This is a genomic window from Methylobacterium sp. P5_C11 (genome assembly GCF_054049775.1).
Window position 1 is genome coordinate 73518 of record NZ_JBFULS010000020.1, and the last position, 13939, is coordinate 87456.

Sequence of the window (13939 nt, forward strand, 5' to 3'; positions counted from 1 at the left end):
GGGACGGGGGGTCCACGAAGGCTGCGACGCTCAGGTTTCCGCCCGCGGCGTCGCACTGAGTTCGGCCCAGTCGAACTCTTCCTCCAGCAGGAAATAGGCGTCGTCCCCGATCCGGCCTGTTTGGCGAAGGGACAGGACCGTGTCGCGGGCGGCCTCGACCGCCCGGCGCCGGGCGGCGTCCGCCGGCAGGCTCTCCGGTGCCCGGCCTTCCTCGTGCTCCTCGGCCTCGACCAGCGCCGCGCGGAACTCGGCCCGCAGCGCGTCGGTCGCCGGCGCGTCGTCCGAGTCCGTCAGGCTGTCGAGGGCGGCCTTGTAGGCCGCTGCCCGGGCGCGGCCGGTCTCGCGCCCCACCGGGTCGTCGTCCTCCAGCTTCAGACAGGCGAGCACCGGGCGCAGGGTCAGGCCCTGGACGATCAGCGTGGCCAGCACAGTGAAGAAGGCGGCGAACACCACGAGGTCCCGGTGGGGGAACGCGGCGGGCAGCGCCAGGGCGGCCGCCACCGTGACGATCCCGCGCATCCCCGCCCACGAGAGGGCGAGCCCGGGTCCGAGCCGCGCCGGTGCGCCCGCCTGCCGGAGGCCGAGGCCGCGGATCCCTGTGGTCGGCAGAACCCAGGCGATACGGGTCACCACCACGGTCGCGAAGGTCGCGCACGCGAGGATCAGGGCCTGCCACGCATCCGGGCCCGTCAGCCGGTCCCGGATCGGGTCGATCTGGATGCCGATCAGGACGAAGGCCAGGACGTTGAGCACGAACACCGCCGTGTCCCAGACCGCGTAGGAGATCACCCGAGCCCGGGGCGCCGTCACGCCCGGCGCCCGGCGGGCGACCGTCACCGCGAAGGTCACGATGGTCAGGACTCCCGAGAGTTCCAGCCGCTCCGCGGCGAGCCAGATTCCGAAGGCGCCGACGAACTGCATCACGATCGCGCTCGCCGGGTCCGTGACGCGCCGGGTCAGCGCGACGAAGAGCAGACCCAGGACGGGTCCGACGGCGAGGCTCGCCACGACGCCCAGCAGGAATGCCGGCGCCACCTCGGCGGGATGGAAGGTCCCGGCCATCGCGGCCGCCACGCCGAGCCGGTAGATCAGCAGCGAGGCCGCATCGTTGAGCAGGCTCTCGCCGCGCAGGATCGTGGCGAGCCGGTGGGGCATCGGCGCGTGCTTGAGCACCGCCAGCGCCGCCACCGCGTCCGGCGGCGCCACCACGGCACCGAGCACGATGCAGGCGGACAGCGGCATGTCCGGCACGATCAGCCGCGCCACGACTGCGACGGCGAGCGTGGTCACCGCCACCGCGCCGACCGCGAGCCCCAGCACCGCGCGCCAGCTCTCCTTCAGATCCCGCACGGAGGCATCGAATCCGGCATCGAGCAGGACCGGGGCGAGGAACAGCGCCAGCGCCAGCTCGGGATCGAGCCGCAGGTTGGGCACGCCGGGCACGAAGGCGAGGCCGACGCCCCCAAGGGCCAGGAAGGCCGGATAGGGGGCGCCCAGGCGGCGCGCCAGACCGGCCAGGAGGACGGCGCCGAACATGACGCCGACGACCCACTCGAAGATCAACATGCCTTTGAAAGAGGCGGGGTCCTGGGAGCGTTCCCTGTCGAGCCGTCGCAGGCCGGCGCGGACGGGCGCTCAGTACTGCACGGTGGCGCGCACGCCCAGGACCGCGGCGTTGCGCAGGCGGCGCCCGTCCGGCCCGGCGATGCCGCCGCCCGGACGGATGACGTATTGCGCGTCCGGTTGCACCGTGAAGCCCGGCACGACGACGGCCTGATAGGTCGCCTCGATCACCGCCTCGGCGCGGCGCCGGGGCATCGGCATCCCCGCGTAGAGGATCGTGTCCCGGTCGGCCCGCTGAGCATCGTCGCTGATGCGGGCGTAGGCAAAGCTCACCCCGACCGTGTCGTCGTCGCGCCCGTCGACCAGGCCCTTGTAGGCGAGCCCGGTATCCACATAGGCGTCGATGAGGCTGGAGCGGGTCGGCGACCACGCGGCGCGCACGAAGAAGCCCACGCCCTCGTCGTCCTTGCCGGTCTCCCGGTAGAGGGTCTGGTCGTAGATCGCGTAGAGGCCGGCATTGCCCCGCACCGGCCGGCCGATCCCGGAGGCGTTCGGGTCGGCGAGCGGCACGCCGGTAATGTCGAAGCGCAGGCTGTCGAACCGGCCGAAATGCTGCCAGCCGCCGAGGGTGATGTCGCCCGGCAGGCCCTTCGATCCGGGGGCGATGTTGTACGCGTAGGTCGCCTCGGCGATGACCAGGGCCGGGTCGCGGAGGCGGAAATTCGTCCCCGTCCGGTCGAGGCGCTGCGCCTCCGGATCCTGCCCAGGCCGGTTGGCGCCGGCGGGATCGCCGTCGTAGAGCCCGACCTGGAGGGAAAAGCCGTTGCCCGGCACGTACTTGGCCCGGATCGCAGGCGCCGCCAGGGGATAGGCCGGCCCGCCGCTCGGCAGGTCGAGCCCGGTGATGGCCGGCCAACCGAAGGTGGAGTTCACGAACAGGGTCGCGGTCTGGCTGACGAAGAACTCGGTGTCGGCGGCCTGCTGGCCGATCCGGAGTCCGAGCTGACCGTCCATCAGGCTCTGGTCGAGCCAGAGCACGTAGAGCCGGCTCGCGGGCAAAGCCTCGATGACGCTCGTGGTCAGGAGGTTGCCGACATAGTAGCGCGACAGGCCGGTCCCGTGGATGAAATAGGCGTTGGCGTGGACCGTCGCCCCCTGCCAGCCGACGAGCCGGTCGAGGTCGAGGTTGAGCCGCAGGTTGAGGCGATCCTCCGCGATCGCCCCCTGCCGGACGCCGCCGACCGGGTTGCCGAAGATGTCGGCGACGTAGGTCAGGCTGTACTCGATGCCGCGGGCCTTCAGCGCGGGGCGAAGCCCGAGGGGATCGCCCAGCGGGCCGAGGGAGGGCTCGATGGAGCGGACGTAGCCACCGGAGGCCTGGCTGGTCGATTCGGGCTGCGAGACCGAGATGCGCGGGTCCGCGCCGGCACCTTCGAAAACGGTCCGGGTCCGCTGCTGGGCCGCGGCGGGCACGGCGCACAGGCCGAGGCCGAACGCGATCCAGGGTGGCAGCTTGCAGATCATCGGCCGCGTCTGAGCGACAGTACGCCGGCAGCATAGCATGGCGCGGTGCCGGTACGCGTCCCGGCCTTTGCAGGATGCACAGGCTCGCCTAACCCTGGAACCGGTACACCACAGGACCGCCGATGCCCGAGACACCCGTCTTCACCACCGCCGCCGTCGCCGCACCCCACATCCTCGCCGCCCAGGCCGGTCAGACGGTGCTGGCCCAGGGCGGTAATGCCATCGAGGCGATGGTGGCGATGGCTGCCTCCATCGCGGTGGTCTACCCGCACATGAACGGGATCGGCGGCGACGGCTTCTGGCTGGTGCGCGAGCGCGGCGGCCGGGTGCGCGGCATCGAGGCCTGCGGCCCGGCCGGGCGCCTCGCCACGATCCAGCGCTACCGCGAGAAGGACTACGACGCGATTCCCGCGCGCGGGCCGGACGCGATGGTGACGGTGGCCGGCGCCATCGGTGGCTGGCGCCTCGCCCTGGAGCTGGCCCGGGCGCTCGGAGGCCGCCTGCCCCTGGAGACGCTGCTCGCCGACGCGATCGGGCAGGCGCGCAACGGCGTGGCGGTCTCACCCTCGGAGGCGCGCTACGTGCCCCAGGAACTCGACACGCTCCACGACGCCCCGAATTTTGCCGCGACGTTCCTGAAGGACGGCAAGCCCTATCCGGCCGGCGAGGTCCGGACACTGCCGCGGCTCGCCGCCACCCTGGAGCAGCTCGCCCATGCGGGCCTCGGCGACTTCTACCGCGGCGATATCGGCCGGGAGATCGCCGCCGATCTGGAGCGGCTCGGCGCGCCGGTGACGCGGGCCGATCTTGAGACCGTCGCGGCGGTGGAGCGGGCGCCGCTTTCGATCCGGCGGCGCGACGCGACGCTGTACAATTTCCCACCCCCGACCCAAGGGCTCGCCGCGCTCCTGATCCTCGGCGTCTTCGACCGGCTCGCCATCGCCGAGCCGGAGAGCACGGCCCACTATCACGGCCTGATCGAGGCGACGAAGCGGGCCTTCGCGATCCGCGACCGGGTGGTGACCGATTTCAGCCGCCTGCGGCACGATCCCGCCGCCTTCCTGACGCCGGAGCACCTCGCCCGGGAGGCGGCCCTGATCGATATGCGCCGCGCCGCCCGGGTGCCCCTGCCCGATCCGGGCCACGGCGACACGGTCTGGATGGGGGCGATCGACAAGGACGGGCTCGCCGTCTCCTACATCCAGTCGGTGTACTGGGAGTACGGCTCGGGCGCGGTCCTGCCGGCCACCGGGATCTGCTGGCAGAACCGGGGCATGTCGTTCTCTCTGGACCCAAAGGCCGTGAATCCGCTGGAGCCGGGCCGGCGCCCGTTCCACACCCTGATCCCGGCGCTCGCCGCCTTCGACGACGGTCGGGTGATGAGCTACGGCAGCATGGGCGGCGACGGGCAGCCGCAATTCCAGGCCCAGATCTTCAGCCGCTACGCCGATTACGGGATGTCGGTGGCGGATGCCGTTGATGCCCCGCGCCTGCTCTACGGACGAACCTGGGGTGCGCCCTCCCTCAGCGTGAAGGTCGAGGACCGGTTCGATCCGGCCTGCATCGCGGCCCTCGACCGCCTCGGCCACGAGATCGAGGAGCTGGGCGGCCCCTACATCGACTCGCTGGGCCATGCCGGCATGCTGGTTCGCCACGCGCGCAACGGACGCATCGAGGCGACCCACGATCCGCGCTCGGACGGCGGCGCGCTGGGCCTCTGAACCGGCATCCGCCGCCATCGCCGGCATACCGTCACCGCTGCGTGCGATGACGGTATGCCGGACCTCAGCCCGCCTGCACGAGCCAGCAGGCGGCGCGCAGTCGCACCGAACCGTCCTGGGCGTGCCGGCGCAGGGCCTCGCTGACCGCCGCCTCCGCCCGCGACCGCAGGTCCGGCGCGGCCTCGCGGACGAGGTGGGAACTGGGGCCGAGGTTCAGGGAAACATGGGTCGCCGCCGCGATGGCCGCCGCATCGGTCTCGCCCTGTCCGAGCACGATATCTCGGTCCACCGCATCGCAGGTGACGTCCGCGAAGCCGGCGCCGCGCAGCAGTGCGACCATGGGGCCGGCGTCGGCGAAGCGGAACGGACCCGGCGTGTCCGGCTGCGGCGGCGGCGGGATTTCGGCCAGGAGCGGCAGCACCGCCTCGCGCGGCACGCTCACCCACAGGTTCTCCGGCAGAGTCCGCCAGCACAGGAAGGTCAGCCGGCCCCCCGGCGTCAGCATCCGGCGCACGTTGGCGAAGGCGCGGGCCGAATCCGGGAAGAACATCACGCCGAATCGCGAGAGCACCTGATCGAAACGGCCGAGATCGGCCGTCTCGACGTCGGCCTCGATGAACTGGACCGGGGCGGCGCCGGGCGCCTCCGCCGCCGCGCGGTCCCGCCCGACGGCCAGCAGGGGGGCTGAGATGTCGGCGCCGGTCACGCGGCCGCCGGCCCCGACCCGGCGCGCGGCCTCCAGGGTGGTCGCCCCCGCGCCGCAGCCGATGTCGAGGACGGACGCGCCGTGGCGCAGCGGCAGCCGCGCGAACAACGCCTCCGTCAGCGGGACGAACATCGTGTCGAGCACCGCTTGGTTACGCGCCCAACGTGTGCCGACCTCGCCGTTCCAGTACTCGGTCTGGGTGATGCCGCCCGCCATTACCGCTCCTCCGTCAGGCCGTGGTCGCGGCCACCGACAGCTCGGGCTTGTGGTTCAGGGTCTGAAACACCACGCAGTAGCGCTCCGTCAGCTTCAGAAGCTGCGCCAGCTTGTCCTCCGGCGCATCGGTGTCGAGTTCGAAGAACAGGCGGATGCTGCGGAAGCCCACCGGCGCCTCCTTGTCGACCCCGAGGGTGCCGCGGAAGTCGAGGTCGCCCTCGGCGCTGACCGTGCCCGACCGCAGCGGGATCTCCAGGGCGGTCGCCACCGCCTTGAGCGTCACGCCCGCGCAGGCGACCAGGGCCTCCAGCAGCATGTCGCCCGAGCACAGCTCCGCGCCCGAACCGCCGGTCGCCGGATGGAGCCCGGCCTCCGCGATGGCCCGGCCGGTCTCGACCTTGCAGGCGATCTTGGTGTCGTCGAGGGTGCCCTTGGCCTTCAGGGTGATGACCGCGGCATCCGGCGCATCGCGGTACTTGTCCTTGATCGGAGCCTGGAGGGCTCGCAGCGCGCTGGCATCCATGGGCGTCGTCCTCTCGATCCCGGGTCTCACCCGCTCATCGTCGACGGGCTTGCAGGGCGCAGCGCGCCCCGTCAGGGGGGTCTGGTATAGGTGCGGGCGCGGCGGACGGGAAGCGCGGTCAGGCGCGCCCGGTGAGCCGCGCCACGGCATCGGCCAGGGCATCGACCTGCGCCTCTTCGTGGGCTGCCGAGAAGGCTACCCGCAGCCGGGCCGTTCCGTCCGGTACCGTCGGCGGCCGGATCGCCACCACCAGGAATCCGGCGGCCTCCAGGGCCGCCGAGATGGCGAGCGCCTCCTGCGCCGCGCCGACCAGCACCGGCACGACCGCGCTCTCGGCCTCCGGGAGATCCAGGCGGGCGGTGAAGCGCCGGGCCAGGGCGAGCGGGCGGGCGCGCCGCACAGGCTCGGCCTCCAGGATGGTCAGCGCCTCCAGGGCGGCGGCGGCCGAGGCCGGGGGGAGCCCGGTGGTGTAGACGAAGCTGCGGGCACGGCTCGTCATTAGGTCGATCACGGGCCGTGACGCACAGAGATAGCCGCCGTACGACCCCAGCGCCTTTGACAGCGTGCCCATCTCCAGCGGTGCCCGCGGTCCGTCCTCGACCACGCCGATGCCGTGGGCGTCGTCCACCAGCGTCCAGGCATCGAAGCTCTCCGCGACGCCCAGGATGTCGCCGAGGGGCGCCCGGTCTCCGTCCATGCTGAAGACACGCTCGGTGAGGACGAGGGCGCGCCCGTGCCCGGACCGGTGCTCCGCGAGCTGCGCCGCGAGGTCGCCGGGATCGTTGTGGCGGAAGGTCAGCACCCGCGCGCCCGACAGCCGCGCCCCGGCCCACATGCAGGCGTGGGACAGCGCGTCCAGCAGGACGAGGTCGCCGCGCCCGGCGAGCGCCGGGGTGATCCCGAGATTGGCGAGGTAGCCGCTGCCGAAAACGAGGGCGGCCTCCTGTCCCTTGTGGCGGGCGAGCCGCTCCTCCAGCGCCCCGAGATAGGGATGGTCGCCGGTCACGAGCCGCGACCCGCCGGCGCCCGCACCGTGCGCCGCCGCGGCGTCCTGAGCCGCCGCGATCACGCGAGGATGGTGGGACAGGCCGAGATAGTCGTTGCACGAGAAGGAGACGAGCGCCCTGCCCTGCCGGGTCGCCGCGGCGTCGGGGCCGCGCTCGGTCGGCACCAGCCGGCGTCGCAGGCTGCCGGCTTCCAGGGCGTTGAGTTTCCCGCGGGCGAAGGTGTCGAGGCTGTCCATCAGGCTGCGGATGGGAGCCGCCGCGCCGGCAAAGTCAAGCGGCGTGCGCCGAACCCTTGACCGCCGTCCGAGGCCCTCCCATTCCGGATCCATGACCTCCGACACGCCCGCGCGCCACCTCTGGCGGCCCTATACGCAGATGCGCTCGGCCGCCCAGCCCCTGGAGGCCGTGGCAACCCACGGCACCCGCATCGTCCTCGCCGACGGGCGCGAGCTGGTGGATGGCATCGCGTCCTGGTGGACGGCGGTTCACGGTTACAATCACCCGCGCATTGCCGGCGCCGTGGCCGACCAGCTCGCGCGCATGCCCCACGTGATGTTCGGCGGCCTGACCCATGCGCCTGCCGAGCGGCTCGCGACGCGCCTTGCCACCCTGTTGCCGGGCGACCTCGACCACGTCTTCCTCAGCGATTCGGGGTCGGTCGCCGTGGAGGTCGCGCTCAAGATGGCGGCGCAGATGTGGATCAACCGCGGGGTGACCGGCCGAACGCGGGTACTGGCGTTCCGCGGCGGCTATCACGGCGACACGATGGGGGCGATGTCGGTCTGCGACCCCGAGGAGGGCATGCATCGCCGCTTCGGTGCCTACCTGCCCACGCAGCTCTTCTGCGACCTGCCGCGAACGGCTGCGGAAACCGCGGCGCTGGACGCCGCGCTTGCGGCCCACCGCGAGACCCTGGCCGCCGTGATCGTCGAGCCGCTGGTCCAGGGCGCCGGCGGGATGCGGACGCATCCGCCGGAGGTGCTTGCGACCGTCGCCCGGCTCGTGCGCCGCCACGGCCTGCCGCTCATCGTCGACGAGATCTTCACCGGCTTCGGCCGGACGGGAAGCCTGTTCGCCTGCGAGCAGGCCGGGATCGTCCCCGACATCCTCTGCCTCTCGAAGGCCCTCACCGGCGGCACGATGGCGCTCGCCGCCACCGTGGCCCGCACGGAGGTGTTCGAGGCGTTCTGGTCGGAGGATCCCGCAGCCGCGCTGATGCACGGCCCGACCTTCATGGCCAATCCCCTCGCCTGCGCGGCGGCCAATGCCAGCCTCGACCTGTTCGAGAGCGAGCCGCGGCTGACCCAGGCGCGCGCGATCGAAAGCCGGCTCGCCGAGGGGCTGGAGCCCCTGCGGCGGCTGGCCGGGGTTGCCGACGTCCGGATCCTCGGCGCCATCGGGGCCGTGCAGTTCACCGAGGTCCCGGACCTCTCGGCCCTGAAGGCTGCCTTCCTCGCCCGCGGCGTCTGGGTACGGCCGTTCGGGGACATCGTCTATCTCACCCCCGCCCTCACGATCGCGGCGGCGGAGCTCGACCGTCTCGTGGAGGCGGTCGCCGCCGTCGTGACCGAACGGACGTCCGCTTCGGCCCGATGACTTCGGCTCGGTGACCGCGCGCTCGACAAGCCCGCGCGCGCGCCTCCGCACAGGCCTGCAACCCGGGACCGTTTCTACCGTTGGGCCTACGGCTGAAGACGCGTGCGGCGGCCCTCGCGGCCGCACGCTGCCTGAGGGAGTACACAGTGGCGAGCGAGCAGACGGGTTCGAGCGGCGATCGGCCGGTAATCCTCCTCGTCGAGGACGAGGCGCTGACGATCATGGACCTCGGGGACGTGCTGGAGGAGGGCGGCTACGACACCGTGCAATGCGCCTCCGCGGAGCGGGCACTCAGCATCCTTCAGGCCCGCCCGGACATCTGCGGGCTGGTCACCGACGTGCAGCTCTCGGGCAAGACCGATGGGTTCGACCTCGCGAGTTCGGTCGCCGAGGCGCGGCCGCAGCTGCCGATCCTGATCGTGTCCGGGCGCGCGGCCCCGGATCCGGACCGCATGCCCGAGCGTGCGGAGTTCATCGCCCGCCCCTGTACCGGCGAAGACATCCTGGACCGACTGCAGCGCCTCATGCACTGCTGAGCGGCGATCCGCGCCAGTCCCGTCATCGCAGCGTCACCGGTCAGCGCCACAGCGTCCCGGGCGGCCGCATGATGGGGGTGGACGGTGCAGATTCAGGATCGTCCGGCGGCCGCCGGCACTAACGCGGGCGCTCCGGTGGGCGACAAGCAGAAGCGCGATCAGCAGGATGAGGCGGTGGCCGTGCTCGGCCTCGCATCCAAGAAGATGCGGCCGCCCGGCGTGCGCAGCGTCGGCTGGGCGCTCGTCCAGGCCGCACGCCTGCATCGCGCCCGCACCGGCGACCGCCTGGCCAAGCTCGGCCTGTTCGCCGGGCAGGAGCAGGTGGTGCAGGCGCTCGCCGCCGCCGGCACGATGACCATGGGCGACCTCGCCGCGCTGCTGCGTGTCCGCCCGCCCACGGCTTCGAAGACCGTGACGCGCCTCGCAGCCCTCGGCATCGTCGAGCGCCGGGCGGAATCGGGCGACGGGCGCGTAGTCCGGGTGCAGCTCACGGAGGCGGGTCTGGCCAAGGCCGAGGCGATCGAGCGCATTCAGGAAGAGGTCGAGGCCGAGTTGCTCGACCACCTCGACAAGACCGACCGGCGGCGCCTTCGCAAGCTCCTGCGCAAGGCTGCCCGCGGCCTCGCCGAAGCGGCCGGTGCCTCCGGTCAGGCGACCGAGGCGGATGCCGAGATCGAGGCCGAGGACGAAGCCGAGGCGCTGGCGACCTGACCGACCGGCTCAGGCTGCCCTGCGCCATGCGGGGAACGGATCCGGGAGGTCGCGGGACGGCGCGGGATCGAATGGCTCCTGATCGGCGCCCGGCCCGATCAGGCAGGCGTCCAGTGCGGCGGTGAGCGCGCCGCGGTCCATGCCGGTCCCGATGAAGACCAGTTCCTGGCACCGATCGCCCGAGACTGCGCTACAGACATCCTGCAGCCGCGCCTGGAGCTCGGGCGCCTCCGGCCAGCGCCGCCGCGGCACCGCCGACCGCCAGAACCCCATCGCCGAGACCCGCGCCACGGCGCCCGCCAGGGAAAACTCGCCGACCCAGTCCGGCCGCGTCGCCAGCCTGAAAATGGCCCTTGGCCCGGATCAGGCCCGGCCAGGTGGCGTTGACGAAGGCGTTGAAGCGTTCCGGGTCGATGGGCCGCCAGTTGCGATAGACGAACGACGCGATGCCGTATTCCTCGGTCTCCCGGACGTGCTCCTGCGCGCCGGACAGCTCCCTGAACCAGAGCGGGTGCTGCTGCGCCGCCTCCGCGTCGAACAGCCCGGTATCGAGGATCTCGGATAGCGGCGCGCGCCCGTGCTCGGTCTCGAGGATGCGGGCATCGGCGTTCAGCCCGCGCCTCACCGAGCGCACCAGGGCGAGGTGATCGGCGGCGACGTCCCGCGCCTTGTTGATCACCACCACGTCGGCGAACTCGATCTGCTCCACCAGCAGCTCCACGAGCGCCCGGGTATCCTCGGCGCCGGCGGTCTCGCCGCGCTCGCGCAGGAAGGCGGCCGAGCCGTAATCCTTCAGGAGGTTCACCGCATCGACGACGGCCACCATCGTGTCGAGCCGGGCGAGGTCCGACAGGGAGCGCCCGTCCTCGTCGCGGAACGAGAAGGCCGCGGCGATCGGCAGGGGCTCGGCGATGCCCGTCCCCTCGATCAGCAGGTAGTCGGACCGGCCCGCCTCCGACAGGCGGCGGACTTCCGCAAGGAGGTCGTCGCGCAGGGTGCAGCAGATGCAGCCGTCGGTCATCTCGACGAGCGGCTCGTCGGTCCGCGACAGGTCCGCGCCACCCGCCTGCACGAGGTCGGCGTCGAAGTTCACGTCGCTCAGGTGTCGACGATCACGGCGACCCGACGGCCGCCGCATGACACTCTCGTCGCTCCGAGGAACGTTGTTGCAACGATGTAACGTTTCCTGTCTGCGTCGGAGGGCTGGTGGATTTGGCCTTGCGCGAAGGCGCCGCGCCGCAACAATGAAACGATATAACACTGTGTGAGTCTCGATGTCTCCCTCGCGTCGCTTCGGTTTGCTCGCCGGCACGGTCCTGTCCTCGACCGTCTGCGCCTGTCTCACGGTCACCTCCGCGGCTCGTGCCCAGCAGGCCGTCGCCCTCGACGAGATCAGCGTCACGAGCCCGAGCCCGATCCAGGCACCCCGCCCCGGGCCGGCCGCGGATCCCGCGGCTCCAACCGGGATCCTGCCTGTGGCGACCAACACGTTCTCGCCGGTCACCGTGGTGACGCAGGATCAGATCGCCCGCGATCAGCCCCGGACCCTGGGCGACGCCCTGTTCGACCGTCCGGGCATCTCGGGGACGAGCTACGCGCCGGGCGCGGCTTCGCGACCGATCATCCGCGGCCTCGACAACGTCCGCGTGCGGATCCAGGAGAACGGCATCGTCAACGGCGGCGTGTCCGACCTGGGCGAGGATCACGCCGTCCCGGTGAACCCGCTGGTCGCCGACAGGATCGAGGTGATCCGCGGACCCGCGACCCTGCGCTACGGCTCGGGTGCCATCGGCGGTGTCGTTTCGGCCGACAACAACCGGGTGCCGACCTTCATCCCGGCGAACGGCGTGCAGGGGCAGGTGACCAGCGGATTCTCCAGCGTGGATAACGGCCGGCTGGGCGCCGCCACGGTGGATGCCGGCGGCGACGGCGTCGCGGTCCACGCCGACGGTTTCAGGACCGCCAACGACAGCTACGCGATCCCCGGTGGCATCCAGCGGAATTCCTACAACGAGTCTCAGGGCGGCGCGGTCGGCATCTCGGCGATCGGCGACCGTGGCTTCGTCGGCATCTCCGTCAGCCACTACGACGCGATCTACGCGATCCCCGGCGGCGTCGCCGAGCAGGACCGGACGCGCCTCACCCCGAACCAGGACCGGGTCCTGTCGCGGGGTGAGTACCGCCCCCTCGACGGACCCTTCGAGGTGATCCGCTACTGGGCCGGCTACTCGGTCTATCGTCACAACGAGATCGGGATCGGCGGGGACGGGATCGAGGGCGTCCAGGCGATCTTCAAGAACCGCGAGGCCGAGGGGCGCCTGGAACTGCAGCACGTCCCGGTCTTCACGGCGCTCGGCAAGCTCACCGGTGCGCTGGGCTTCCAGTCGGACCGGCGCGTGATCAACACGCAGCTCGAATCGTTCCTGCCGAAGACGGAGACCCGCGCCAACGCGGTCTACCTGTTCGAGGAGCTTGAGCTGCGCCCGGGCACGCGCCTCCAGGCGGCCGGGCGCTACGAGGTCGACCGGCTGTCGAGTACGGCCGCCCAGTTCCCCGCGGACTACGTGCCGGTCGACGGCCAGGAGCCGTTCCAGTACGCGCGGACCCGGCGCTTCGCCCCGAAGAGCGCCAGCATCGGCGCCCTGCAGGATCTGCCCTACGGCTTCGTGGCGAGCCTGACCGGCTCCTATGTCGAGCGCGGACCCACGGGCTACGAGCTGTTCTCGCAGGGGCCGCACGACGCCACCGCGACCTTCGAGATCGGCAACCCGAACCTCAAGAAGGAGCGCGCCCGGACCGTCGAGGCCAGCATCCGCCGGGCCGAGGGACCCTTCCGCCTCGATGCGACCGGCTACTTCACGCGCTATACTGGCTTCATCTACCGCAACTACACGGGGCTCACCTGCGACGATGACTTCGCCTCCTGCGGCGTCGGCTCCGACAACAGGCAGATCGTCTACCAGCAGCAGAACGCTACCTTCTACGGCGCCGAGATCATCGGCCAGTACGACCTCGTGCCGGTTGGCAATGGCTTCGCCGGCATCGAGGCGCAGTTCGACTTCGTCCGCGCCCAGTTCGACAACGGCGCGAACGTGCCGCGCATCCCGCCTTACCGGGTCGGCGGCGGCGTCTATCTGCGGGCCGACGGGTGGTTTGCGCGCGTGAACCTGCTCCACGCCTTCAGCCATGACGCCACGGCAGTGTACGAGACGCCGACGCCCGGCTACGACGACCTGCGCGCCGAGCTGAGCTACACCAAGGCGGTCGATCCCAAGGTCTACGGGGCGAGCGCGATCACCCTCGGGGTCCAGGGCCGCAACCTCCTGAACGACGACATCCGCAATTCGACGTCCTTCAAAAAGGACGAGATCCTGCTGCCGGGGCGGAACGTGCGGCTGTTCCTGACGGCGCGGTTCTGAGGGGCCGCGTCGGTCATCGAGGTTTCTGAGCCGGCAGGCCGCGGCGCAGCCTACGCCAGCCCGCGACGATCCCCGTCACGGCGATCCCGGCGGCCAGGAGGTTCAGAGTCCACTGGGCCGCGTCGTGGAGCGGCCGGTTTCGGGTGAGCCCGGGCAGGTCGAGGCGGTGCGCGGCGTCGAACAGCCAGCGGTTGACCCGGCCCGAGCGATCCAGGCGCTGGAGAAGGGTCCCGTCCCGCGGATCGACGTGGAGCCAGGTGGCGTCCGGGTCGCCGAACCGCAGGCGCAGCACCGGGAGCGGGCGCGGATCGGACCCGTGCGGGTACCAGTAAAGGTCGTAGGCACTCAGGCGCTCCGCCGCGCGCAACGCGCCGCCGGGCAGCGCCGGGGCTGCGGCCCGCGCGATCGCGGCGGCAT

At 71.9% G+C, this 13939-nt stretch carries 10 protein-coding genes and 2 pseudogenes; 5 read left to right on the plus strand and 7 right to left on the minus strand.

Annotation, left to right across the window (positions count from 1 at the left end; all coding sequences use genetic code 11):
• Positions 1–30: 30 nt before the first annotated feature.
• Together ACXJKQ_RS13170 and ACXJKQ_RS13175 are read right to left on the minus strand one after the other, a co-directional pair.
• Positions 31–1566 (minus strand): cation:proton antiporter, encoded by a 1536-nt coding sequence (locus ACXJKQ_RS13170; RefSeq protein ID WP_457106185.1) that lies wholly within the window; start codon positions 1564–1566, stop codon positions 31–33.
• 69 nt (positions 1567–1635) lie between these two features.
• Positions 1636–3087: a carbohydrate porin gene (locus ACXJKQ_RS13175; protein ID WP_457106186.1), complete on the minus strand. Its 1452-nt coding sequence runs from the start codon at positions 3085–3087 to the stop codon at positions 1636–1638.
• Positions 3088–3209: 122 nt separating this feature from the next.
• Between ACXJKQ_RS13175 and ACXJKQ_RS13180 the strand changes: the two genes are divergently transcribed.
• A complete protein-coding gene (locus tag ACXJKQ_RS13180; RefSeq protein WP_457106187.1) occupies positions 3210–4808 on the plus strand; it encodes a gamma-glutamyltransferase family protein in 1599 nt (532 codons plus the stop codon).
• Between the two features lie 64 nt (positions 4809–4872).
• Here ACXJKQ_RS13180 and ACXJKQ_RS13185 read toward each other — a convergent pair whose 3' ends face one another.
• The 3 genes from ACXJKQ_RS13185 to ACXJKQ_RS13195 form a co-directional block, all read right to left on the minus strand.
• A complete protein-coding gene (locus ACXJKQ_RS13185; protein WP_457106188.1) occupies positions 4873–5730 on the minus strand; it encodes a class I SAM-dependent methyltransferase in 858 nt (285 codons plus the stop codon).
• 13 nt (positions 5731–5743) lie between these two features.
• Positions 5744–6253, minus strand: a complete 510-nt coding sequence (locus ACXJKQ_RS13190; RefSeq protein WP_457106189.1) for an OsmC family protein — start codon at positions 6251–6253, stop codon at positions 5744–5746.
• 118 nt (positions 6254–6371) lie between these two features.
• Positions 6372–7496, minus strand: coding sequence for an aminotransferase class I/II-fold pyridoxal phosphate-dependent enzyme (locus tag ACXJKQ_RS13195; RefSeq protein WP_457106190.1), 1125 nt, complete (start codon positions 7494–7496; stop codon positions 6372–6374).
• A gap of 91 nt (positions 7497–7587) precedes the next feature.
• Here ACXJKQ_RS13195 and ACXJKQ_RS13200 point away from each other — a divergent pair, with 91 nt between their 5' ends.
• The 3 genes from ACXJKQ_RS13200 (at position 7588) to ACXJKQ_RS13210 (ending at position 10103) form a co-directional block, all read left to right on the plus strand.
• Entirely contained in the window at positions 7588–8856 is a 1269-nt protein-coding gene (locus ACXJKQ_RS13200) for an adenosylmethionine--8-amino-7-oxononanoate transaminase (protein WP_457106191.1), read from the plus strand.
• A 146-nt stretch (positions 8857–9002) separates the two neighbouring features.
• Positions 9003–9392, plus strand: coding sequence for a response regulator (locus tag ACXJKQ_RS13205; protein ID WP_457106192.1), 390 nt, complete (start codon positions 9003–9005; stop codon positions 9390–9392).
• 84 nt (positions 9393–9476) lie between these two features.
• A complete protein-coding gene (locus ACXJKQ_RS13210; protein WP_457106193.1) occupies positions 9477–10103 on the plus strand; it encodes a MarR family winged helix-turn-helix transcriptional regulator in 627 nt (208 codons plus the stop codon).
• A gap of 9 nt (positions 10104–10112) precedes the next feature.
• On the opposite strand, the pseudogene ACXJKQ_RS13215 reads toward ACXJKQ_RS13210, so the two are convergent.
• Positions 10113–11279, minus strand: a pseudogene (locus ACXJKQ_RS13215) (CobW family GTP-binding protein).
• Positions 11280–11377: 98 nt separating this feature from the next.
• On the opposite strand from ACXJKQ_RS13215, the gene ACXJKQ_RS13220 reads away from it, so the two are divergent.
• Positions 11378–13522, plus strand: coding sequence for a TonB-dependent receptor (locus ACXJKQ_RS13220; protein ID WP_457106194.1), 2145 nt, complete (start codon positions 11378–11380; stop codon positions 13520–13522).
• Positions 13523–13535: 13 nt separating this feature from the next.
• Here the strand turns inward: ACXJKQ_RS13220 and ACXJKQ_RS13225 are convergent.
• Positions 13536–13939, minus strand: a pseudogene (locus ACXJKQ_RS13225) (PepSY domain-containing protein); the annotation flags it as partial.

Excerpts from the sequence above, each read along its gene's own strand:
- ACXJKQ_RS13170 (WP_457106185.1), bottom strand. The coding sequence starts at position 1,566 with ATGTTGATCTTCGAGTGGGTCGTCGGCGTCATGTTCGGCGCCGTCCTC.
- ACXJKQ_RS13175 (WP_457106186.1), bottom strand. The coding sequence starts at position 3,087 with ATGATCTGCAAGCTGCCACCCTGGATCGCGTTCGGCCTCGGCCTGTGC.
- ACXJKQ_RS13180 (WP_457106187.1), top strand. The coding sequence starts at position 3,210 with ATGCCCGAGACACCCGTCTTCACCACCGCCGCCGTCGCCGCACCCCAC.
- ACXJKQ_RS13185 (WP_457106188.1), bottom strand. The coding sequence starts at position 5,730 with ATGGCGGGCGGCATCACCCAGACCGAGTACTGGAACGGCGAGGTCGGC.
- ACXJKQ_RS13190 (WP_457106189.1), bottom strand. The coding sequence starts at position 6,253 with ATGGATGCCAGCGCGCTGCGAGCCCTCCAGGCTCCGATCAAGGACAAG.
- ACXJKQ_RS13195 (WP_457106190.1), bottom strand. The coding sequence starts at position 7,496 with ATGGACAGCCTCGACACCTTCGCCCGCGGGAAACTCAACGCCCTGGAA.
- ACXJKQ_RS13200 (WP_457106191.1), top strand. The coding sequence starts at position 7,588 with ATGACCTCCGACACGCCCGCGCGCCACCTCTGGCGGCCCTATACGCAG.
- ACXJKQ_RS13220 (WP_457106194.1), top strand. The coding sequence starts at position 11,378 with ATGTCTCCCTCGCGTCGCTTCGGTTTGCTCGCCGGCACGGTCCTGTCC.